Here is a 24,082-nt window from a genome sequence, read left to right on the forward strand (position 1 = left end):
TGCGTGCATAACTATTGGAGTGACAAGATGAAGACACTTGCTGAGATCATGCAGCAGTACGCCACTAAATATGGTTTAGATGATTTAGAAGGCATTAAAGAAACCGCCATTGATGGTGTGTGGTTTTATCGCAGTAGCAAAGGCAATAATCGTCAACCTTTTGTTTATCAATCAGGGATTATTGTTTTAGGGCAAGGTTACAAGAATATTCATATTGGCCAAACGCCAGTACGTTATGGCCCTGACGATTATTTGGTTGTAGGGGTGCCTATGCCACTTGAGTGCGAAGCAATTTCTGTTAACGACGAGCCTTTGTTGGGTATTTCCATTGATATTTCTCCCGCCATGCTTCAAAAGTTGGTCAAAAAAATGGAGTCGCAACACTTCAGCAATACTTGTGAGGACGCTGCTCGTTGTGGGTTGAAATCGGTTCGTATGAACGATCTAATGCTGGATGCGTGCAAACGTCTAATGACGGCATTGTGCAACGATCTTGAAGTCGCAATGCTTGGCGACATGCTTCTAGAAGAGATCGTCTACCGTACTTTGGTGAGTGAATCCGGCCATGTTCTTTTTGAGCTCGCACATCAAGAGGGGTCGTATGCGAGGGTTGCAAAAGCATTAAACCGCGTTCATCAGGAATACCATGAACAACTCAATGTACAAACGTTGGCTGAAGAGGCGAACATGAGTGTATCCGCGTTTCACCAAGCGTTCAGGAGTGTGACTTTGGAGTCACCGTTGCAATACATCAAAAAGGTGCGTTTGAATAAAGCTCGTGAATTGATTCAGCTTGAAGGAAGAAGAGTGAATGACGCCGCGAGACAAGTGGGCTATAGCAGTCCTTCTCAGTTTAGTCGTGAGTACAAGCGGCACTTTAACGAAACGCCAAGATCAACAAAGGCTTAGTGATCTTTATTTCAAAATTAGGACTTTTTTTGTGTTTTTTAATTATTTGCGATCGATATATTTATTTGAGTAATAAAATTAGTTATCGGTGCAAAATAAGATGTCATTCGTTGCAAGGTTTTAGTGGATTCTTGAGAGGTGTTGCTGAAAATCTATAAATTCTTAGTGTGAAACTCTGTACTTGTACTTAAGTTATTTTACGTCGAAACAAAAGTAATGATGCGCAGTATTTAAAGCGTATTTTGTATTGTACTAACAATAACTTAAGGAAGAGCAATATGCACCTTAGAAACGGGAAAGCAGTAAAGAGTGTATTTACACTCAGTACGTTAACTGCATCTTGTCTAATGGCCTTCAACAGCTATGCAGCCGTTGATTGTACGCCGTTAGCGGCTTGGGATTCGTCAAAGGTTTACAACGGCGGTGACCAAGTTCAACACGAAAACAGCGCATACAAAGCGCGCTACTGGACGCAAAACAACAACCCTGCACAGTCCGGTCAATGGGGGGAGTGGGAAAACCTTGGCGCTTGTGATGGTGGCCCAATTGACCCACCAGTGAATGAAGTTCCGACAGTTTCATTAACTTCACCTTCTGCGTCGGCTTCAATTACAGCAGGTGATGTTGTTACTCTTGCTGCGGATGCGGCAGATACGGATGGAACCATCAGTAAAGTTGAATTCTTTGTTGATGGCGCTCTAGTGGGTACGTCAACTGCAGCACCTTTCACAGCATCATGGACGGCGACTGAAGGCGCGCATGAATTCTCAACGAAAGCTTACGATGATAAAAACGCAGTGAGTGCGGCAAGTGCTGTAACCCTTACTGTTAACGCCGGTCAGCCTGGTAATGAAGCACCAACCGTTGACGTAGCGCTCTCTGCAACGACTGTGGATCTTGGTGGTACGGTAACGGTGACTGCAAACGCAGCTGATGCTGACGGTGCGGTTGCGAAAGTGGAATTCTTCGCAGCAGGTACGCTGATTGGTACAGCAACTGCTGCTCCTTATTCGGTTGACTTTACTGCAGCAACGGCAGGCAACGTCTCAATTTACGCGAAAGCGACAGACGATGCTGGTGCGACAACAGACTCTTCTCTTGTATCGTTAGTGGTTAATGGCGGTGCGGTTACTTCAAACTGTCGTCCAGATGGTCTGTATCAAACGGCAGGTGTCGACGTTCCTTACTGTACTATTTACGATGAAGATGGTCGTGAACTAATGGGTACAGATCACCCGCGTCGTGTTATCGGTTACTTCACAAGCTGGCGTAGTGGGGATGACCCGCAAGCTGCATACTTAGTGAAAGACATTCCTTGGGATCAGCTAACACACATTAATTACGCGTTCGTGAGCATTGGCTCAGACGGTAAAGTGAATGTGGGCGATGTAACAGATCCAACTAACCCAGCAACAGGTAAAACATGGCCAGGTGTTGAAGTTGACCCAGCACTGGGCTTTAAAGGTCACTTCGGTGCACTTGCAACTTATAAGCAAAAACACGATGTTAAGACGCTAATTTCAATTGGTGGTTGGGCTGAAACCGGCGGTCACTTCGGTGCTGATGGTAATCGTGTTGCTGACGGTGGTTTCTACACCATGACGACTAATGCTGATGGCTCTATCAACCATGCTGGTATCGAGAAGTTTGCAACGTCTGCCGTTGAAATGATGCGTACCTACAAGTTTGACGGTCTAGATATCGACTACGAATACCCAACGTCAATGGCGGGTGCTGGTAACCCTTACGATAAAGACTTCATGGAACCACGTCGTGCTTACTTATGGGCATCTTACCAAGAGCTGATGAAAGTTCTACGTGAGAAACTAGATGCGGCTTCTTCGCAAGACGGCATCCACTACATGCTAACAATCGCGGCGCCTTCTTCTGGTTACTTACTGCGCGGTATGGAAACATTCGACGTTACTAAGTACCTCGATTACGTAAACATCATGACCTACGACTTGCACGGTGCTTGGAATGATCACGTTGGTCACAACGCTGCCTTGTACGACACTGGTAAAGATTCTGAGTTGGCACAGTGGAACGTATACGGCACGGCGGCATACGGTGGTATCGGCTACTTGAATACTGACTGGGCGTATCACTACTTCCGTGGTTCTATGCCAGCAGGTCGAATTAACATCGGTGTTCCTTACTACACTCGTGGTTGGCAAGGTGTAACAGGTGGTGATAATGGCCTATGGGGCCGAGCAGCACTTCCTAACCAATCTGAATGTGCTCCTGGCACTGGTGAAGGTGAGAAGAACAATTGTGGTCACGGCGCTATCGGTATCGATAACATGTGGCATGACACTGACCCTAAAGGCAACGAAATGGGTGCAGGTTCAAACCCAATGTGGCATGCGAAGAACCTAGAGAAAGGTATTTGGGGTTCTTACGCTCAAGCTTACGGCCTAGACCCTGTGAACGATCCAACGGACAAGTTTGTTGGTTCTTACACTCGTCACTATGATGATGTTGCGGTTGCACCATGGCTATGGAATGCTGAGAAGAGCGTTTTCCTATCGACAGAAGATAAAGCGTCTGTACAAGTGAAAGCGGACTACGTTATCGACAAAGAAATCGGTGGCATTATGTTCTGGGAGCTGGCAGGTGACTACAACTGTTATGTACTAGACGCAAATGGCAACCGTACTGCAATCGACGCTACAGAACAGGCTTGTGCGGCGGGCAATGGTGAGTACCACATGGGTAACACTATGACTAAAGCGATTTACGACAAGTTTAAGTCTGCAACGCCTTACGGTAACAAGATCGCAACTGGTGCAATCCCAACTGAAGCAGTAGACATTGCAGTGAGTGTTGGTGGTTTCAAAGTTGGTGACCAAAACTACCCAATCAACCCTAAGATCACGTTCACCAACAACACGGGTCAAGCGATTCCTGGTGGTACGGAATTCCAGTTCGATATTCCTGTATCTGCTCCGGATAACGCGAAAGATCAGTCTGGCGGCGGTCTAAGTGTGATTGCTTCTGGCCATACTCGTGCGAACAACATTGGTGGTTTGGATGGTGTAATGCACCGCGTATCTTTCTCGCTACCAGCATGGAAAGACCTACCAGCGGGCGGCACTTACGAGCTTGATATGGTTTACTACTTACCAATCTCTGGCCCAGCTAACTATACGGTGATTTCTGGCGGTAAAGAGTTTGCGTTTAAGTTTGAGCAACCAGACCTACCAATTGGTGACCTAAACTCTGGTACTGGCGGCGGCGGCGGTACTGAGCCGGGTACTTGTGACACTGCGGGTCTAGTTACTTACCCTGATCTTCCACAAACAGATTGGCAAGGTAACCCAAGCCACGCTAACCAAGGTGATAAAGTGATTCACAATGGTGTGGTGTACCAAGCAAATTGGTGGACAGCATCTGAGCCGGGTAGCGATGGTAGCTGGGCGACAGTATGTAACATCTAATCCGTTTTAATCGGTTATGGAAAAGCGCGCGATGTAAATCGCGCGCTTTTTATTATGGGAGATTAATAGTGTTACCAATGGCGAGTCAGTTAGAATTCATACCCCTCAGGGATAACCACGATGCCTTTTTCCGATACGTGGAATCGCTTTGCATCCTCGATCTTGTTCATACCGATTTGAGTGTGTGGTGGGATGCAAACATGTTTATCGATAATACAGTTCACGAGTTGGCAGCCTTCGCCTACTTCAACATCATCAAAAATAATGCTGTCCACGACAGTTGCGCTGTCTTGAATACGCACATTCGATGCAATAACCGAGTGCTGAACTGAACCGCCTGAGTTGATTACGCCGTTTGCAATGATGGAGTTAATGAAAATACCCTCATTGCCAGTAGCAGAAGAAACGGTTCGTGCTGGTGGAAATTGAGCTTCATAGGTTCGAATAGCCCAATTGGGTTGGTACAAGTTCATCGGTGGAACGGGTTCTAACAAATCCATATTTGCTTCATAGAAAGAGTCAATCGTACCCACATCGCGCCAATAGCAGTCTTTGTCAACCCGGCCTTTGCTGCCACAAAATTTGTATGCGTAAACCGACTCGGTATCAATGAGCTTAGGAATGATGTCTTTACCAAAATCGTGGCTCGACTCTTCGAGTTGCGAGTCTTGTTCGAGAGCGTCTTGCAATACATCCATATTGAAGATGTAAATTCCCATCGATGCGAGACTCTGTGTCGGATCATCAGGCAGAGTAGGTGGGCTTTCTGGTTTCTCGATGAAAGACTGCACCAAACCACTTGCATTTGTTCCCATCACACCAAAAGCGGTTGCTTCTTCTACAGGAACATCCATACAAGCTACAGTTAGTTTTGCTCCGTTCGATTTATGCTCTTCGAGCATTGCCGCGTAGTCCATTCGATAGATATGGTCACCGGATAGAACGACAACGTACTTGGCATCATTTCGGTCGAGAAGCCACATGTTGTGGTAAATAGCGTCCGCAGTGCCTTCGTACCATGCACCACCTTTGCGCATTTGGGGTGGGACAGCGGTAATGTACTCACCAAGTTCGGGATTAAAAACGGACCATCCATCTCTTAAGTGTTTTTGTAATGAATGGGATTTGTATTGAGTGAGAACTAATATCTTTCTTAAACCTGAATGAAGACAATTAGTTAGCGTAAAGTCGATGATTCGGTATTTTCCTCCAAAGGGGACCGCAGGTTTTGCCCTATCATCGGTCAATGGACTGAGTCGAGAACCCATTCCTCCAGCTAAAATTACGGCGAGTGCATCTTGCATAATATTCCCTTTCCCTTATTCTTCGTGTCCTGAAGCAGCGATAAGCCTGAGGAGTTAGCCAACTGCTCGCGTGCTTATATTTGACGTTATGTAATGCTACATAACGCATTACAAGATTCGAGCCACAGAATTTTTCTAATAGAATCAATGCGCTTTGAGCAAAATGGAAGGTTGGTTGCACTATATTAGGGAGTTAAGGAATATACCGTGCACTATATTGGTGAAAGGGAGGTGTGGAAGTAGGACCTTGGTGTTGGTTTACACTGTAAAGCTATTTAAAAACAGAGGATTAAGAGGATTAAGAGGATTAAGAGGGTTAAGAGGAATAAATGGAAAAATAGGAGTGTTGAACACTCCCATTCTATTTTTAAATTCGCATACCTTAAGACAGGCCGATAATATTGCCTTGATCATCAAGGTCCAAATTCATAAATGCTGGTTTATCTGGTAAGCCTGGCATGGTCATAACATTACCTGAAAGCGCGTAAACAAAGCCAGCGCCTGCGCACAAACGCAGTTCTCGAATTGGTACGCTAAAGCCATTTGGTGCCCCTTTAATGGCAGAGTCGGTTGTGATCGACAATGGTGTCTTAGCAATACAGACCGCTAGGTTATCAAAGCCGAGCGCTTCAAAGTGTGCTAATTGTTTTTTCGCTTGCTCGCTCATGTCGATAGTTGACGCCCCATAACCCGCTTCACACACTGCCATCAATTTTTCTTTTAGAGGCTGTTCTGGCGTGTAAAGGGGACGGAATGATGAGGGCTGCTCACAGGCTTCAACAACATGTTGCGCCAACTCAATCGTGCCTTCACCCCCTTGGACAAATGCCGTGCTCACGGCCACTTTTACATCCGGATTGAAACGTTTAACCAATGATTTCAACTCACTAAGTTCTTCTAATGAATCTTGAGGGAATTGGTTAATAGCGACGACCGCAGGAATACCATATTTATGGACATTGTTAATATGCCATTTTAGGTTTTCAAATCCTGCTTCTAATGCGGCTTGGTCAGGGTTAAAGATTGAATCCGGAATCGCCATACCTGGGCGAAGATCATAATGACCCGAATTGGCTTTTAGGCCCCGGAGTGTTGCTACGATTACCACACAGTCCGGGGCTCGATTCGCTGCCGAAGCTTTAATATTGCACGCTTTCTCGAAACCCATATCAGAACCAAAACCCGCCTCAGTGACAACGTAACAAGAAAGTTTTAATGCAATTTGATCGGCAATGATAGAGGAGTTGCCATGGGCTATGTTGGCAAAAGGGCCTGCGTGAATCAACGTAGGTACACCTTCCAACGTTTGCATGAGTGTTGGGGCAATGGTGTCTTTTAGTGTGACAGCCATAGCTCCTGCGACTTGTAGATCTTCCGTCGTAATCGGTTTGCCTTCTAAGTTGTAAGCGACAACAATCCGACCTATACGCTGACGTAAGTCGTTTAAATCTTTTGCAAGCGCGAGTATCGCCATCAGCTCGGAAGCGGCAGAGATATCAAACCCTTCATCACGCTCAAAGCCGTTAATGGTTTTACCTTCTTCGTTCAGACCAATTTTCACCATACGCAGTGCGCGATCGTTATGGTCCATAACACGTTTCCACGTGATACGCTCAACGTCGATTTTAAGCGCAGTTAAACCCGTTCGTGCTTCAAATGCCTCATAGCCTTCTCGTTGTTCATGGTAAAGACGTGCATCCAATGCTGCAGAAGCAAGGTTGTGTGCTGCGGTTACAGCATGAATATCGCCTGTGAGATGAAGATTTAGTTCGTCCATAGGGGCGACTTGAGAGTAACCACCGCCAGCTGCACCACCTTTGACTCCAAAGACTGGCCCCATTGAAGGTTGGCGAATGCATGCCATGACCGATTGGTTAATCTTGGAAAGGCCTTGTGATAAACCAATAGTGGTAACGGTTTTACCTTCACCAAGAGGGGTGGGCGTGATTGCAGTAACCAATACCAATTTACCGTCTTGATTTGTATGAAGGCGTTGAAGGCACTGGGGGTAAACTTTGGCTTTATATTTTCCGTGTGTATCAAATTCGTGCGGTAAAAGGCCTGCGTTTGCGGCAACGGTAGCGATGGAAGATAACGGTGTGTTTCGGCAAATTTCAATATCAGACTGCATGGATACTCCAAAAAAATGGCTAACACGTAGCGAGCAACATTAGCCATCTGAGCTGCGGCCTTGTTGTTGCGCAAACGTTTGCGCGGGAATAATACTGGTAAAAAATAAGGTGTAAAGCAGTTCGTGCGCCTTAGCGTGCTACATCATAACAAAAACCACTAATTACTGCGCTAGATCAAAACAAAAAGGCCACCAAATGGTGACCTTCGCATATTTATTGCTCTAAGTACTTGGTTCTTATCGATCCCAGTAGGTCTCTTCTAGACTATCTTCGCGTTCTGGTAGCGCACGTGATAGACGAGGTGAGTGTTGTGTCAGTACTTCGTAGCTTACGCGGTTTGCGTATTTACAAATTTGCGACAGAGAAGAGTAGGTTAGGCAACGTACTTCGTGTTTCTCTGAGTTTGGCACTTCTTTATTGTGGAATGAGTTAGCTGCCATGTCGTGCAACAGTGCAGAGAGCGCAGCGTCGCCAGCTCCATTCGTGTTTTTAATCTCAAGCGGGCCGCCAAGGTATGGACCAATGTGAGAGTACACTTTCATTGGATTCTGGCAGTCGTCTTTACGCATTGCACGGCTAAACTCAAACTTGTTGAAGTCTTCAATTGAGCCTTCAAGAATATCGTGAGTGGTTTCACGCTTCACTTTTTCATCCGTGTAGCCAGCCATGTAAAGGCCATCTGGACCAGCAGTGCAAAGAACAAGGTCCACCCATTCCAGAGCTTTGTTTGCAGCAGCAAGCGGATCATTCTCACCTGTTAACGCTGCTCCTTCTTCTTCATTCATTGCGACAACTGATACGTTCTCGCGAATGTACTCTTGCCACCATTTAGCATTACCTTCGATAACGTATTTAGTGCCTAAAGTCAGTACCACAGGGACTTCGTGTTTCTTTGCAAACTCGATAGCGCGTTGAACGGCTTGCGGCATCTGGTCTTCTTCTTTACCACGCATTAGGTAAGAAGAAACCACGAGAGCAGAAGCTTTGGTAAATACTTCTTCCGGGATGCTCTCTGGAGAGAGCTTGTTCATATGACCTTCATTGATTGCGAACGTACGTTCACCATCTTGAGTGATCAGTGTGTAACAGCGACCAATCGGACCATCTACGGTTTGTAGGTGGTTCAAGTTCATACGAGAAGAGGTACGGCATAAGTAGCGGTATGCGAATGAACCTACTTGGATGTTTTTAGACATCACACCAAGAAGTACGGATTTACTGTCTGCAAGTACCGAGTAGTTGTGAAGCGTGTTGCCGATTGTATCACCAGGGTATTGGTGCGTAATCAGGCCTTGTTCAACGAGCTCTTCGTACAGTGCATCAGCTTTACTCTCTTCAAGAACGAGAGAGTGACCTTTACTTAGGTTATATTTTTCTAAAAACGCATCATCTACACGCGCTTCGATATCTACGATGGTTTGACCAACACCGACAACCGTTGGACGGTACAATTTAGGTGCTTGTCGAATTTGGTTTACTAATGGATCTCGAGCGTGAGTTGGGAAGTAGTGTTTAGATTTTCGCTGACCAGGAAACTTCATGCTTGTTCTTGAGTGAGAAAAAAAGAGGCGGGATTGTATCACAAAATTTTGAAAATCGTTCCGTTTTATTGCAAAGAAATTTGCCCGCTGAAAAATTCAACGGGCTGCTGTTTTTACAAACAATTTAGACTTAATTTGTCGGATTTACCGTCGGTTCTACATACGCTTTTGTTCCATAAAGAGGGACAGTAGACAGGCTGTGTTTGAAGCTGCCTTCTGTTTCTTTGGTCGTGTAAGACAAGTAAAGCAATGTTTGGTTTTCTGGATCGTAGATACGACGTACTTTCATGGTTTTGAAGAAGATACTCTTTGACTTTTTAAAGACCACCTCACCCGATTTGCTCTTGTCAATTTTTGCAATCATCTCTGGTGTGATATCGCCTGTTTGACGACATGAGATGGAGCTGTCACTTGGATCAGACAAGCTTAGGTTTGCTTCAATAGAGGCAATATGACAAGTCACACCGGTAACGACCTCATCTTGAAGATGACCAATCTTGATGTCTTTCATTGTGAACATGCCCAGTGAAACATCCCCAACTTCGTTATCGCTACATCCAGCTAATACCGTCACTAAACCCAAAGCAAGCAAGCTCTTTTTCATTTTTTCATCCCTTAAATAGGCAAATTTATCGAATCAATTTATCAGACGGACGCAGTTAAAACAAAATTTGGCGTTACCTCAGGAGTTTAGCTAGGTTTGTAAGAGGCTTCATGCTAATGTACCGCTCCATAACGGGTGACGCCTATATTTCTAATCAAAGTCCCGTCTTTACTCGCTGCCAATGAATAGCGTGTAGCTCTGAAGGTAATAAAATGAACGAACAACAGTTAGAAAGTATTCAACGTAAAAATGCATGGCTACATGACTTGGTCGAGGTCGAGTTTCCAACTAAGGAAAGCTTAGAAGGACGCGCGACTTACTTTCGTGCTCTTGAGACGCAAGAATACCAAGTCATGGGTAAATCAGAGTTACTCGATAGTGATAACGCGTTAGTCAAAGACGATATTTTCCTTGTTGATTTTCATCGGCTTACTGTGATGTTTTCTATTCTTCAGTCACAACGTTGGGCGGATAAGCACGACCAAGAAATGATCATTGAGTACCTGACTCAAATCATTCTGACCCCGGATTTTGAACTGTATGTTGGCTTCAAAGAGGGTGAAGCTGTGGGAGCGGCGATTGTTAGCCAACATGAGGAAAATACCCTCATCTCTGATATCGCTGTTTCTCAAAAGTTAGATAAATCAGACTTTATCGCGGATTTAGCAAAAAAATTGAACGACGATCAAAAGTTGTATGAAACAATAATAGTAGAAAATTGATCAATGTCGTGCTCAGTTAAGAGTTCGACATTTAGTATGTGCAACATCATTTCTTCTCGGCTGGGTATCACATGGTTAAGCGTTTGACGCGTTTATTGGCTCTTTTATTGTGCCTAGGGACGGCTGCAGTCAATGCTGACGAAACTGATTGGGAAATCAAACGAGTACTGGTTTTACATTCTTATGAACCGTCCTATCAATGGACGAGTGATATTCAAAATGGCATCGAAGAAGGTTTCGAACAGACCAACAGCGAAGTTAAACTGTCTATTGAATATCTTGATGCTAAACGTATTCACTCCGATGGCTATTTTCAAAGGATGGCCAACTACCTACAGCTGAAATATCAAGACTACGAATTTGATGGTGTCATTATCTCTGATGACGCTGCCTTGCAATTCGCCAAGAAATATTTACCTAACGCTGAACGTTCGACGCCTTTAGTGGCGGTCGGTATCAACGATACTTCGGCAAACTTAGATACCTTGAGTTCTGCCGGAAGTGTGCTCTATGAGCAAGACCGTGTTGTCGAGAACATTAAGTTAATCAATCAAGTACGCCCACAAATCAAAAACTTGTATTACTTAGCTGATCGAAGCATGACCTCTGAATTAATTCACCAACGTGTTGTTGAAGAAATGCAGAAGTACCCACAGATAAATCTGATTGAGCTGCGTGATGAAACACTCGCTGAAGCTTCAAGCATGTTGGCAAAGGTAAGCCCAAATGATGCAGTTTTATTGACGCACTATAATACCGAAGCAAAACACGGACATTACCACTCATATCAAGAAGTCGCGCATGTTATTGGCTCAAAAAGTGGAGCGCCAGTATTTGTGTTGTGGGAAATGTACTTGGAAGAACCCGGAATATTAGGTGGCTTTGTCAATCGCTCTAAGCAATATGGATATGAAGCCGCAGAATTGATGTCAGGTAAACTTGGTTTGTCGATAACAAAGGTGGATGATGAGCTTATCTCTGAAGCAGTGCTCGATTTCGTTGCTATTCAAAAATACGGCATCAGCCGCTTCGATATACCGAGAACGGCCCACATCATTAACGCGCCACCACCAGCAATTCAAGTCAACGTAAAGCTATTGCTGTTCGCCTGCGCCCTCATTATTTTGTTGTTTATGGTGATTGTCAGTCAGTTTATGACGATACGCCAACGTAAAGAAATTGATCGCAAAAATCGTAAGATAGTGACGTTGCAAAAACGTACCTTAAGCGTTCAAAAAGAAATGATCCACGTGCTTGGTGAAGCGATTGAATCCCGCTCGGGTGAGACCGGGCAGCATGTTAAACGTGTCGCGAGGTTATCCGCGACATTGGCTGAGTTCTGCGGTTTGAGTCATCGTGAAGTCGAGATGATTGAAATTATAAGCCCAATGCACGATGTGGGTAAGATTGCGGTGCCTGAATCTATTTTAGATAAACAGGGCAAATTATCCCCCCAAGAATGGGAGGTGATGAAGCGACATACTGTGAAAGGTTATGAGCTGCTAAATAACCGCGAAGGTGAACTGACTAAACTTGCCGCCATCATCGCCTATGAGCACCATGAACGGTGGGATGGCACTGGCTACCCAAATGGATTGAAAGGTGAGGACATCCATCTATTTGCACGTATCGTTGCTATCGCAGATGTGTTCGATGCATTGCTGAGTGAACGTTGTTACAAGCGCGCTTGGACAATCGATGAGGTGGTAGAGTTATTTAAACGTGAGCAAGGTAAGCATTTTGACCCCGCGTTGTGTCAGTTAGTTCTCGATAATCTTGACGACTTTATAGAGGTTCGTTACTTATTCCCAGATAACGAGGTGTAAGCAAGCCATACCTACCGAGTGAAGTTTCATATTTCTTCAATTTGGATCTTCATTCGGTGATCTTGCTTAGAAAATCGTTAATTCCTCTTTCTCATTTCCACGAAATGCCAACTCAGTCGTTTAAACATTTTTAAACTTATCTATCATGAAGAAACATATTTAGTACCAATAAATAAGTCAATAAGATCAAATAAATTGGTTATTAGTGTTTTTTTATTATTTAGCGTCGGGGGAAGTCATGGCTATTAACAATATTAAGTGTGTTATTTTTGATTGCGATGGCACGCTCGTGGACAGTGAGCGTCTGTGTTGCCAAGCCTTGGTTAATGTTTTTAGCCAGTATGGGACAGAGATGACTTTTGATGAGTGTGTTGAACATTTTAAGGGCGGCAAACTGGCCGATATTCTACGCGATGCTAAGGTTCTGATGAATATTAACGTATCGATTGATGTGCTAGAGCCACAATATCGTGCTGAGTTGCAAAAACTGTTTGTTCGTCACCTACAACCAATGGATGGCGCTAAAAAACTGATTCAGTTTCTCGATGAGCACAATATTGAGTATTGCGTTGCTTCAAATGGCCCGAAAGATAAGATTGAGTACGCCTTAGAGCTCACAGGGTTGTTGGGGGCATTTAAGGGGAAAGTCTTTTCCGCTTTTGATGCAAACAGTTGGAAGCCAGAACCTGATTTGATCATGTACAGCGCAATGAGCATGGGATTTTTACCAAGTGATTGCCTGTACATCGACGACACACCAAAAGGCGTTGAAGCCGGATTGAATGCGGGTATCAAGACCGTTCAGCTGTATAACGGTGCTGCTGTAAATCTCGTCGACGATGAGCGAGTCATTCGTATTCAGCACCTTGATGAACTAAAAGAGCAGCTCTTAGGCTGCTCCGTTTAGTGACATACGTTACTCAAACTGTGGATATGCTTGAATTTAGTTTGTAATAGTGGTGTTTGATGTAAGCATTGGATGGAAGAGAAGTTTTTAGTGTGAAACCCGCAAGAAGCACATGTGAATTTCTCACCATCTGATGAAATCATATATTCATCGCATTGGCAGAGCGGACACTGAAGATCTTCAGCGTTGTGAGCTTTGTTGTAATTATTCATATTATTCACCAGCAGCAAAATTGATTGGCAAGATCTAGAATAGCTGAACGCCTATCCTTTGAACATTCTTTCATCAAATACAGAAGATTATTTCGATTCACTTCAAACTAAATTATATCGGTGCTTTCTTTAAACTCAATTTAATTAAGTTCTCCCACTTTTGATACGAAAAAGAAATGACGAAACTTAGTGGTAATAATGAATAGATAACGTAATAAACAAGAAAAAGGGCTTCCAATTGGAAGCCCTTGTCGTAGGAAGCGGTTTGCTCTAAGCGGTACGATAACGCTTTAATATTTCACCTAAAGAGTTTGATGCTTTGGTCAGATTGGTGACTCCCGATGTTGATTGCTCGGCGACTTCTCTGATGGTGTTTGATTGGGAGCGGATATCGGCCAGCTCGGAGGCAATGTCATTTGCGACAGCACTTTGCTCTTCCGCTGAAGTCGATATTTGAATACTCATGTCCATTAATGAGCGGGCCGAACTCGCAATCGAAGCTACATCGCCACCTATCTCATCAATCAAATGACTGCTTGTTTGTGCTTGTTGAACGGTACGGTTGGTGATCGAGGCAATGTTTTGGCTTTCCGTTTGTAGTTTTTCAATCATCGATTGAATCTCAACGGTGGCTTGTTGTGTTCGACTTGCAAGCGTACGTACTTCATCGGCTACCACTGCAAAACCACGGCCTTGTTCACCAGCACGAGCAGCTTCAATTGCTGCGTTTAAAGCGAGTAGGTTGGTTTGTTCAGAAATGGCATTGATTGTGGTGATCACTTCGTTAATTTGAGTGGTGTTTTCATTGAGGCTTCCAACTGAAGCAGAGGCCTGCTCAATATAGTTCGATAATGTCTCAATTTCAGATATGACACTCTGAACACGGATACGGCTCGTCTCAATTTGTTGTGTATCTTGATCGGACTGCATCATCGCTTGTTGAGAGATATTCGATACTTCTTTTGCGGATGCTGTCATTTCTTCCATTGCCGTCGCAACAGAATCAAGCGTTTGATATTGGTGCGTAATCTGTGTCTCACTCCGACGCATGTCTTTTTCGAAGGCCGTTGAAGTCTCGCTCAATGTGTGTGCGTTGTTTTTTACGTTGTTGACTAGGTCAGTCAACGTATCCATCGATTTATCGAGTGCGCAGCCGATTGTGCCAAACTCGTCTCGGCCAGGATGAAAACCAAGACGTGAAGTTAGGTCGCCATCGCCGATTTTCTCAGTCGTCGTATACAGTACCCACAGTGCGCCACCGATAAAGGTTGCGACCCAATACGAAAAAAAACCAAATGGGACAATCCATAACATGCTAAGAAGGAAAGTTGTTAAAGCGTCTGTTTTAGCTTGTTTATATTGGTTAGATAAGTTTTGCGTTAACTGAATCGCTTGTCCGGATTCGAGTTGAGAGTATACCGTTACCGTACCATTATTGAATTTTGGGTTGTTTTGAGCGCTGACGTTTACCAACCCGTCTATATTACGCAAATTTTCGGGTTGGGCTTGCACCACACCAAAAATTGTCGCTTGTGCAGAAGCAATCGAGCGTTGCTCAAATGCCTGTATGTCATTGAAATATCGGCTTCCTGCCACTGAAGTTAGAGCTCCCAGAAATAGGAGGAAAATGGCCCACATTTTGTCGTTGATAGACATTTTAATGAATAGCTTATCTATCGTTCTAAACTCTACTTCTCTCATTTGTTACTCCATTTGAGATGAAAAGGATGGTGTACAAGTTATGCGACTATCGAAACAAAATATGCGATAGGAATCAGCAAAATATGTAACAGTCAGTTGATGTATTTCAAAATATGAGATCTAAATTCACAATAAACGGTTTGTCGTATCTTTTAATGACAGAAATATTGATTAACCATGACAATGAGCCTTTGTGTTTGTGGTTTTAGTTGGGCGGAAGGGGTTATAGAAGAGAAGAATCGATGCAAACGTTTACTTATGATTCCTGTCATAGCTTTCTAAATCTTTACTTCTCGCTGTCATGAATGTGTCATATAAAGTGTATAAAAAGGAGTTGCTGTCATCGATGAAGAAAAGAAATGACAGTGAAGATTGAAGCGGGTTGCTTCAGGAGATGTAAAACAAAGGAGGTCACAATGAGCGACCAATACCAAAACGACGAATGCCTAGAGTTGCTAGATGCACTTGAAATCGGTATTAACTTGTCGGAATACGTAGGCTCAGAAGACGAAGCCGAATAAGTACAATTAGTACTCTCACCGCGTCACAACAGACGTTATAATAAGTTCATGTAAGACGAGCCAAAAGGCCACTCACAGCGTCTAATGAACTTTCTAGCCCACCTGCATATTGCACAACATTGTAATAGCCATTTAATGGGAAACTTGCTTGGAGATTTCGTAAAGGGAGATCCAAGCAAGCAGTATCAAACTGACATTTCCAATGGCATTAAACTCCATCGCTTTGTTGACCGCATCACAGATCATCACCCTATAGTAGAAGAATGTAAGCCGCACTTTACTGGTGTCGCCCGTCGTTTTGCGCCTATTGCGCTTGATATGTTTTGGGATCATTGTTTGGCCAAACATTGGGACAGTTTTTCTTCTGAATCGTTAGATTCGTTTGTCCACAAAGCTTTCAAACAAGTCGATGACCAAATCACAGATTCATTGCCATCAAGGTTTTTACTGATACATAACCGAATGTGGAGTGGTGGGTGGTTACAATCTTATCGCCAATTGGAAAACATAGAGTTTGCGTTACATCGAATGTCTCAACGTACGCCTCGTATGGCGGATCTCACCACAACGTTTGAAGTATTGGATAAAGAGTATTCAACGTTAGAAGCAAAGTTTCCTGCGCTTTATCAAGATGTTCTGAGTGAATCACGAGAATTCTACCAACAACTGATCAATTCATAGATTGGCAGAGTCTAAAGGTAGTCGGACTATCAAGGCTCTGGTAAACTCTGCGCTCCAAAAATTATGAGGTTTATCATGTCCGTTAATTTCGCTGATCTTGGCATTGAACAACATTTGGTGGAGACGTTAACTGGTTTAAATATCGTTACTCCAACACCTGTGCAGGAAAAATCTATCCCGCATGTCTTGGCCGGAAAAGATCTACTTGCTGCAGCTCAAACAGGCACAGGTAAAACCGCCGCATTTGGTTTGCCAATTATCCAAGCCGTGCAGCAGAAGAAACTGAACGGAACACCTCAAGCTCTGATTTTGGTGCCGACGCGTGAACTTGCGCAACAGGTTTTCGATAATCTAACGCAATACGCTACCAACACTGAGCTTCGCATCGTTTGTGTCTATGGTGGCACAAGCATTGGCGTACAAAAGAATAAGCTTGAAGAAGGAGCTGATATTCTTATCGCGACTCCTGGACGCTTACTTGACCACTTGTTTAACGGCAATGTAAACATTTCAAAAACGGGAATACTTGTCCTTGATGAAGCCGACCGTATGCTAGACATGGGCTTCTGGCCAGATCTTCAACGTATTCTTCGTCGCTTACCTGAGAGCAAACAGTTCATGCTATTCTCTGCGACATTTGAAAAACGCATTAAAACCATTGCTTATAAATTGATGGATGAACCCGTTGAAGTCGAAGTGTCTCCACCAAATACGACAGCCGAAACGGTAAAGCAAATGGTGTACCCAGTTGATAAGAAGCGCAAGCGTGAACTATTGGCGTATTTGATTGGATCTCGTAACTGGCAACAAGTGTTGGTATTCACTAAAACCAAACAAGGTAGTGACGAACTGGCGAAAGAGCTTAAGTTGGATGGTATCAAAGCTGTGTCGATTAATGGTGACAAGTCGCAAGGTGCTCGTCAGCGTGCACTTGATGAGTTTAAATCGGGTAAAGTTCGCGCTTTGATTGCAACTGACGTCGCCGCGCGTGGCTTGGATATCCAGCAACTAGAACAAGTAGTGAACTTTGATATGCCTTTCAAAGCTGAAGATTATGTTCACCGAATTGGTCGTACTGGCCGAGCTGGTAAATCTGGTTTAGCTGTGTCTTTGATGAGCCGAGATGAAGAGTATTTGTTGCACGCTATTGAGAATTTGCTCGATCAACGTTTACCACAAGAATGGTTAGAAGGTTTCGAGCCGAGTCTAGTTGAAGAAGTGGAACCTGAAAACAATAATGGTGGTGGCCGACGTAAGAGCCGTTCATCAGAAAAACGTAAACTAAAAGCGAAATTAGCGATTCATAAAAATCGTGGTAAAAACCGCCGATAGAAAAGGTGATGGCGTCTATCAGTAACTCTGATTACGCCGTCTTAGCTTCTTGGTAAGCTTCAAGGGGGTGAGGCATCGCCAATAAGTAACCTTGATACATATCGAAACCGAGTTTTTTCATTAAGTTAAGTTGATGCTCGGTTTCAATTCCTTCAATAACGGTTTTTGAACGAATATCTTTTGCGAGATTGAGTGCTTCCATCAAGCAAGAAAAATCCCCATTTTCATATCTGAGTAAAAGTGACCGGTCAATTTTAATAATATTCGGTTTTACGCATCGAACTCGCTCAATGGTAGAAGCGTCAATTCCGTAATCATCAATCGCCAGAAGATAACCATTGTTGCTCAACTCCTTCGTGGCTTTATATAAGAAAGCTTCATCACTGGCGTCTAATTCCACCAATTCCATGACGATCTGCTCCCGCCTTAAATCCGCTTCAATAATCGCTTGTTTGAGTAGATTGCTGTACGAAACATCTTTTGCCAACATTTCCGCGGCTTTAGGCAGAACATTCAAAAACAGCTTCTTATTACTAAACTTTGATTGACCAAAGTTACTGATGTGAATGAGACGGCTGAGACGTTCAACATTGATTTGGTCATGGACGGGGATAGTGTTTGAATGGAAGAACTGATCAGGTCTGATCATTAAGCCTTCTTGGTTACTAATTCTAACCAATGCTTCGAGACCGATGATGGAAAGATCTTGTTTATAGATAGGCTGAAACACACTACGCAACGTGAGTTGATTGTATTGTGCTATGTACTGCCCATCGGGTTGCTTCGATATGCAGCCAAGCAGCTGCGAAATACTCATCATTATTGTTGTAACCTAGACCAATGCTCTTTACTGATGCTTAACTGATTGTTGTGCATCTAGTTTTACTTCAGTAGTTTGAATCTAAGCGGGGGCTTGCTCCAAGGCAAGAGAGTTAGCACTCGATAAACAGAAATATCGACCAGCATCAAACAAATGGATGAACAGGCTGATAATCTACCCGTTGCAATTTGATACTACCACTGTAATACCGCATAAAGTTGGAGGTATTTTCTGACCAATTGTTGTTTGTTTGAACGACGCAAAGGGTGGCCAAATTTAATGTAGCAAGGGCTAATCCCAAACCTACCATCCAAAGAATTGCTCAACTGCGATTCACTCGTAAAGAGCGTGATTCCTTGCTCGGTATATTCATTAATAGGCTCAGGAAGTTCACCCATCCACCAGTGTAAAAGTTCTCGACTGGTTTTACTGCGGCTAATCCAATGGTCACTGACCAAAAACAACAAATCATTGGGTTGTAGCGCATACCCATATTCACTTTGCCATTCGGTAATAGAGGAGAGCAGGTTTTCTCGGCAAGAATTTCCTGCGCTCACCATATGGTGGCTTAGTACCCAAACCGTACCCATTTCAGAAGAAATACGATAATGATGAGGTAAATCTGGTGCATCGAGCACTTCGATTGGTTTAATGACACTGCTATAGCCAAAATGGCGGAAGGTGTGTTCCATACGTCTTGCAAACGCGAGTCCAAGGTGATGTTCACTCATGCCTTGGTTATGCACCGCAGGATAATGCTTCTCACAGAGTTTGAGACAATCGTCCTGAAAATCATTGACACTTTGGATGACTAAGTCGAGTAGCAAAGAATATCCCTTAACGGTTAACAAAATGAACGGCGAAAGGTTAGCATAGTCCTTTTAGGATAGACTAATTTGGAGAGGCAACTTCTTGATCTAAACATCAATTTTGAGAATGGAACAGTATAGGTAGAACATGATCAAACTAGAAAGAGCACAAAAAGAAGCGTTAGCTCGCGCAATTCAAGATTATATGCAGGATGAATTGAGTGTGGAAATCGGCCAATTCGACAGTGAGTTTTTAATCGACTTCGTAACAGAAAAGCTTGCTCCGATTTATTACAACAAAGGAATTGAGGATGCGAAGTCAGTGATTGAAAGACGTATGCTAGAAATGACCGATGAGTTGTATGAAATTGAGCAAGAAGTTGATATCTAAGTGTCAGTTTTTTAAATGATTTGAAGTTCCTTCTAATTTTTCGAACAACTTGTTTAAAAAGGTGTTATTGGTTAGATGTAAAGGATGGTAAATAATCTGTTGCATACAAAGTAAATAAGTTAATGTTGTGTTTCTTGCTCAACATCAACTTAGGAATATATCTAGGACGTGAGATGGATACACTGGTAAAGAATTACAACCTAACTGCACGATTTATGCATTGGCTATCTGCGCTTTGCATCATCGGTTTATTTGCTGTGGGTTTGTGGATGGTCGACCTTAGCTACTACAGCGAATGGTATCGCACTGCACCACATTATCACCGCTCTGTGGGCATTTTATTAGCAACCCTCACTTTGGTACGCATCGTATGGAAGCATGTGACGGCGTCACCAAAAGTGGAAGGGAAACCTTATGAAGTAGTTGCAGCGAAAGCCGCACACGGTGTGATGTATCTATTGCTCATCACCATCTTTATTTCAGGTTACCTCATCTCAACATCTGATGGTCGCGGTATCGAAGTATTTAATTGGTTTACGGTGCCAGGGGCGGGGGAATTGTTTCCCGGTCAGTCGGATATTGCAGGTGAAATTCACTTCTATGCAGCTTGGGCAGTAATCCTAATGGCAGGTTTACACGCAGCTGCTGCACTCAAACATCACTTTATCGATAAAGACAACACATTGAGAAAAATGTTAGGAGCTTCAAAATGAAAAAGTCACTTTTCGCTACAGGATTAGCAATCGCTATGGCACTACCTTTTGGTGCTAACGCTGCAGATTACGTTATCGATACGAAAGGTGCTCACGCATCAGTTAACTTTAAAGTTAGCCACTTAGGTTACAGTTTCATCAAAGGTCGTTTTAATACATTTTCTGGTGACTTTTCTTTTGATGAAAACAACATCGCAGATTCGAAAGTAAATGTAGTGGTTGATACGACAAGCCTTGATTCAAACCATGCAGAGCGCGACAAACACATCCGTAGCGGTGATTTTATTGATGCCGGTAAGTTTGGCGAAGCCACATTTAAGAGCACCAAAGTTGTCGACAAAGGCGACGGTAAGCTAGATGTAATAGGTGACCTAACGCTACATGGTGTTACTAAACCAATTACGATTACTGCTGAATTTGTTGGTGCAGGGAACGACCCATGGGGTGGTGAGCGTGCGGGCTTTATTGGTCAAACTCGTCTAGAACTTGCTGACTTCGAAATCCCAGTAATGGGGTCTTCTAGCTACGTGGATATGGAACTGCACGTAGAAGGTATCAAAAAGTAACCTTCTTGCAGTACAACAGAGTTTCCAAATGATGAAAGCGCTCTTAATTAGAGCGCTTTTTTATTGGTGCCAACCGTATATTGTCAGTATTTATATTGTTTATGCGGTTTCTAGAACGTTATCTTCAACAAGGTTTAAGCGTTCGCCGTAAACTGGGCGCAGAGCTTTAAGCACTTCATTACGTGTTACAACGCCAACCATCAAGCCATTTTCTAGAACAGGGAGTACCTGAGGTTTGCTTACTTTAATGCTTTTTGCTCGCTCTTCTAGAGAAAGAGAGGTTAAGCGTGTAGCCATCCCCATACTTGTTGTCGGGTATAGTTGTTCTTTGTCAATGCAAAGGAATTCAACGACATCAACTAGGCGGTCATTGGCATCAATTGCCACGACATTACGACTCATCAAATCTACGACTTTCTGTTCGTTAGCAGGAATGTAGTCTTGGCACCACAATTCAACCATCACATCATGAGCAGAAAGGAAGCCAACTAGACGGTTTTGAACATCAACAACAGGTGCACTGATTAGATTGTTATCCAATAGGGTATCAAGTGCAGTTGCTACTGGCATTTCTACGCTTAGCGTAACTGGCGTTGGGTTCATGATTTCTTTAACGATAGATGCATTTTTCATAGTGCTTTCCTTAACTGACGTGAGTGTTGTAGTGTTTGTAATTGATGCAACTTTTGCTGCTTTTAATTCTGGGCGACGGTAAATACACCAGTTAGCCAAGCCAACTAAGACGGCACCACCGACGATGTTGCCAAGTGTCACTGGAATTAAGTTTGCAGTAATAAAGTGACCGACATTTAAATCTGCGTATTGAGAAGCTGGTACGCCGACTGCAGTCCAGAACGATTCCGGTGCGAAGTTTGCGATAACGATCCCCAGCGGTACCATGAACATGTTTGCAACACAGTGCTCGAAACCACTGCTGACGAACATGGCAACTGGCATGATGGTCATTGCGGCTTTAGTCATTGCATTTGCAGAGCTGAATGTCAGCCAAATAGCTAAACAAACAAGTAAGTTACAAAGAATGCCCAGTGCGAATGCTTGTACTAAGGTGTGGTGCAATTTATGTTGTGCGATGTTCAGTGCATTTAAGCCCCACTGACCCGCGTCCATTGTGTACAAGCCTGCCGCACTAACGAGAGCCAGTAAGAACATGGCACCAATAAAGTTACCAACGTAAACTTTGCCCCAAATCGAAAGCATTTTGCCGAATGAAATTTGTCTGTTTGCCCAAGAGATGCTCGAAAGCACAGAACTGGTAAACAACTCACCGCCGCAAATCACGATGAGAATTAAGCCCATACTGAACGCTAAACCACCAGCAAGACGACTAAGACCCCAACCAGCGTCAGCACTGCCTGTTGTTACTGTGATGTAGAACAGGAAAGCCAATCCGATAAATGCGCCTGCCATGATGGCCAAACCCAGTGTCATGCCGCTGGTTTTATTTGCCTTACTTAGCGCAAACTTCTCAGCTTCAGCCATCATTTCTTTTGGAGAAAAGTATTGATGATTTTCAGAGCTGCTCACCGCCATGTTGACTCCTTAGTTTGTGGTTCCATAGAAACTCCTTAGTTAATGAAATCGAGGTATTTAATGCGCTCGAAAATGAAGGTGTTAATTGTGTTTTGTTGCGGTGTTCCCGAACCGCATATCCAGATTAAGCACTCAGGACGTACAGGTAAAATTGATAATATTTAGAATCCTCATCAAATTATTTGATAAGTTCTGTAGGGTAGGTAAAATGAACCTCATTGCGTATTTACGCATGGATTTTGGGGTCGCGAGGGTATGAGGAATACTCGCCAATTAGGGAGACAACTTTGCGCTACTCACTTAAGCAATTAGCGGTTTTTGACGCAGTTGCAGACACCGGCAGTGTAAGCCAGGCCGCAGATAAACTGGCTTTAACACAATCAGCGACAAGTATGTCGCTTGCGCAATTAGAAAAAATGCTTGGCAGGCCTTTGTTTGAAAGGCAAGGCAAGCAAATGGCCCTAACGCATTGGGGGATGTGGTTAAGGCCAAAAGCTAAGCGTTTATTACAAGACGCGCTGCAAATAGAAATGGGATTTTATGAGCAGCATTTGCTGAGTGGGCACATTCGATTAGGTGCCAGTCAAACACCGGCAGAACACTTGGTTCCTGACCTTATCAGTATCATTGATAACGACTTTCCAGAGATGCGAATCTCACTTGGAGTACAAAGTACGCAAGCCGTTATTGATGGAGTGTTGGATTACAAATACGATTTGGGCGTGATTGAAGGGCGTTGTGACGATAACCGTTTGCACCAAGAAATTTGGTGTCGTGATCATCTTACTGTAGTCGCAGCGTCTCACCATCCGTTTGCTCGTAACGATTCGGTGAGTCTTGCTCAGTTAGAACATGCAAAATGGGTTTTACGTGAGCATGGTTCTGGTACTCGCAAGATTTTTGATAGTTCCATTCACCATCTCATTGAAGATCTCGATGTTTGGCGTGAATATGAACACGTCCCAGTGCTACGCAGCTTAGTAGCGAACGGTCAATATCTTACTTGTTTACCTTACCTTGATGTAGAGCGATACATTGAAGCGGGTGAACTGGTGGCACTAAACGTACCTGAACTAAAAATGGATCGAACGTTGTCGTTTATCTGGCGTGCGGATATGGCGGAAAACCCATTGGTTGATTGCATCAAGCGTGAAGGTCTACGAATGATGAAAGGTAAACCTTCGGTGCTTTAAACGATATCTGATATAAATTGATCGAATTTTTCAAAAGGCTCTGCATTAGGCAGGGCCTTTTTTGTGATTTTTGATCAATTCATTATGATTTTGTTATTTTCGAAATCTGTTGATTTATCGGTTGCGTCAAATTTAACGTGTAAAAAATGAAACGATATGAGGTTTAATGTGATCTTAATCACCGAAGTAATAGGGCTATATGCCTAG

General features: G+C 43.6%; 20 protein-coding genes. 11 read left to right on the forward strand and 9 right to left on the reverse strand.

What is annotated here, in order from left to right; translation table 11 throughout:
* Positions 1-27: 27 nt before the first annotated feature.
* A complete protein-coding gene (locus tag BCT11_RS06330) occupies positions 28-909 on the forward strand; it encodes an AraC family transcriptional regulator (RefSeq protein WP_045405308.1) in 882 nt (293 codons plus the stop codon).
* 278 nt (positions 910-1,187) lie between these two features.
* Positions 1,188-4,349 (forward strand): glycosyl hydrolase family 18 protein, encoded by a 3,162-nt coding sequence (locus BCT11_RS06335; RefSeq protein ID WP_038870818.1) that lies wholly within the window; start codon positions 1,188-1,190, stop codon positions 4,347-4,349.
* A gap of 89 nt (positions 4,350-4,438) precedes the next feature.
* On the opposite strand, the gene glgC is transcribed toward BCT11_RS06335, so the two are convergent.
* The 4 genes from glgC to BCT11_RS06355 form a co-directional block, all read right to left on the reverse strand.
* Positions 4,439-5,653 (reverse strand): glucose-1-phosphate adenylyltransferase, encoded by a 1,215-nt coding sequence (gene glgC, locus BCT11_RS06340; RefSeq protein ID WP_102387668.1) that lies wholly within the window; start codon positions 5,651-5,653, stop codon positions 4,439-4,441.
* Positions 5,654-6,035: 382 nt separating this feature from the next.
* Positions 6,036-7,784, reverse strand: a complete 1,749-nt coding sequence (locus tag BCT11_RS06345) for a formate--tetrahydrofolate ligase (protein ID WP_102387669.1) — start codon at positions 7,782-7,784, stop codon at positions 6,036-6,038.
* A 237-nt stretch (positions 7,785-8,021) separates the two neighbouring features.
* On the reverse strand, positions 8,022-9,326 hold the full coding sequence (locus BCT11_RS06350; RefSeq protein WP_038870810.1) for an inosine/guanosine kinase: 1,305 nt from the start codon (positions 9,324-9,326) through the stop codon (positions 8,022-8,024).
* 130 nt (positions 9,327-9,456) lie between these two features.
* Positions 9,457-9,930: a CreA family protein gene (locus tag BCT11_RS06355; protein ID WP_038870808.1), complete on the reverse strand. Its 474-nt coding sequence runs from the start codon at positions 9,928-9,930 to the stop codon at positions 9,457-9,459.
* A gap of 212 nt (positions 9,931-10,142) precedes the next feature.
* Between BCT11_RS06355 and BCT11_RS06360 the strand changes: the two genes are divergently transcribed.
* The 3 genes from BCT11_RS06360 (at position 10,143) to BCT11_RS06370 (ending at position 13,385) form a co-directional block, all read left to right on the forward strand.
* Positions 10,143-10,652 (forward strand): hypothetical protein, encoded by a 510-nt coding sequence (locus tag BCT11_RS06360; RefSeq protein ID WP_039976775.1) that lies wholly within the window; start codon positions 10,143-10,145, stop codon positions 10,650-10,652.
* Between the two features lie 71 nt (positions 10,653-10,723).
* Positions 10,724-12,478, forward strand: a complete 1,755-nt coding sequence (locus BCT11_RS06365; protein WP_102387670.1) for an HD domain-containing phosphohydrolase — start codon at positions 10,724-10,726, stop codon at positions 12,476-12,478.
* Between the two features lie 238 nt (positions 12,479-12,716).
* Positions 12,717-13,385: an HAD-IA family hydrolase gene (locus BCT11_RS06370; RefSeq protein WP_038870802.1), complete on the forward strand. Its 669-nt coding sequence runs from the start codon at positions 12,717-12,719 to the stop codon at positions 13,383-13,385.
* On the opposite strand, the gene BCT11_RS28590 is transcribed toward BCT11_RS06370, so the two are convergent.
* Both BCT11_RS28590 and BCT11_RS06380 read right to left on the reverse strand, forming a co-directional pair.
* Positions 13,382-13,597, reverse strand: a complete 216-nt coding sequence (locus BCT11_RS28590; RefSeq protein ID WP_095760689.1) for a hypothetical protein — start codon at positions 13,595-13,597, stop codon at positions 13,382-13,384. The two genes, BCT11_RS06370 and BCT11_RS28590, sit on opposite strands and share 4 nt — an antisense overlap.
* Positions 13,598-13,867: 270 nt before the next feature.
* On the reverse strand, positions 13,868-15,298 hold the full coding sequence (locus BCT11_RS06380; RefSeq protein ID WP_102387671.1) for a methyl-accepting chemotaxis protein: 1,431 nt from the start codon (positions 15,296-15,298) through the stop codon (positions 13,868-13,870).
* A gap of 605 nt (positions 15,299-15,903) precedes the next feature.
* On the opposite strand from BCT11_RS06380, the gene BCT11_RS06390 reads away from it, so the two are divergent.
* Together BCT11_RS06390 and BCT11_RS06395 are read left to right on the forward strand one after the other, a co-directional pair.
* Positions 15,904-16,500, forward strand: coding sequence for an ACP phosphodiesterase (locus BCT11_RS06390; protein ID WP_102387672.1), 597 nt, complete (start codon positions 15,904-15,906; stop codon positions 16,498-16,500).
* Between the two features lie 75 nt (positions 16,501-16,575).
* On the forward strand, positions 16,576-17,832 hold the full coding sequence (locus BCT11_RS06395) for a DEAD/DEAH box helicase (protein ID WP_038870796.1): 1,257 nt from the start codon (positions 16,576-16,578) through the stop codon (positions 17,830-17,832).
* A gap of 31 nt (positions 17,833-17,863) precedes the next feature.
* Here BCT11_RS06395 and BCT11_RS06400 read toward each other — a convergent pair whose 3' ends face one another.
* Positions 17,864-18,652 carry an EAL domain-containing protein gene (locus tag BCT11_RS06400; protein ID WP_102387673.1) on the reverse strand — a complete coding sequence of 263 codons (789 nt, stop codon included), beginning with the start codon at positions 18,650-18,652 and terminating at the stop codon, positions 17,864-17,866.
* Between the two features lie 194 nt (positions 18,653-18,846).
* Positions 18,847-19,479 (reverse strand): hypothetical protein, encoded by a 633-nt coding sequence (locus tag BCT11_RS06405; protein WP_038870794.1) that lies wholly within the window; start codon positions 19,477-19,479, stop codon positions 18,847-18,849.
* Between the two features lie 130 nt (positions 19,480-19,609).
* Between BCT11_RS06405 and BCT11_RS06410 the strand changes: the two genes are divergently transcribed.
* The 3 genes from BCT11_RS06410 (at position 19,610) to BCT11_RS06420 (ending at position 21,131) form a co-directional block, all read left to right on the forward strand.
* Positions 19,610-19,852, forward strand: a complete 243-nt coding sequence (locus BCT11_RS06410) for a DUF2164 domain-containing protein (RefSeq protein WP_038870792.1) — start codon at positions 19,610-19,612, stop codon at positions 19,850-19,852.
* A 173-nt stretch (positions 19,853-20,025) separates the two neighbouring features.
* Entirely contained in the window at positions 20,026-20,565 is a 540-nt protein-coding gene (locus BCT11_RS06415; RefSeq protein ID WP_038870791.1) for a cytochrome b, read from the forward strand.
* Entirely contained in the window at positions 20,562-21,131 is a 570-nt protein-coding gene (locus tag BCT11_RS06420) for a YceI family protein (protein ID WP_038870789.1), read from the forward strand. The genes BCT11_RS06415 and BCT11_RS06420 overlap by 4 nt, the downstream gene beginning before the upstream one ends.
* 99 nt (positions 21,132-21,230) lie before the next feature.
* On the opposite strand, the gene focA is transcribed toward BCT11_RS06420, so the two are convergent.
* Positions 21,231-22,682, reverse strand: a complete 1,452-nt coding sequence (focA, locus tag BCT11_RS06425) for a formate transporter FocA (RefSeq protein ID WP_038870786.1) — start codon at positions 22,680-22,682, stop codon at positions 21,231-21,233.
* Between the two features lie 287 nt (positions 22,683-22,969).
* Between focA and BCT11_RS06435 the strand changes: the two genes are divergently transcribed.
* The gene (locus BCT11_RS06435) at positions 22,970-23,875 is read left to right on the forward strand and encodes a LysR substrate-binding domain-containing protein (protein ID WP_038870783.1); all 906 of its coding nucleotides are present in this window, start codon (positions 22,970-22,972) and stop codon (positions 23,873-23,875) included.
* Positions 23,876-24,082: the final 207 nt, after the last annotated feature.

This window comes from Vibrio sp. 10N.222.52.B12, assembly GCF_002875385.1.
Lineage (GTDB): Bacteria > Pseudomonadota > Gammaproteobacteria > Enterobacterales > Vibrionaceae > Vibrio > Vibrio jasicida.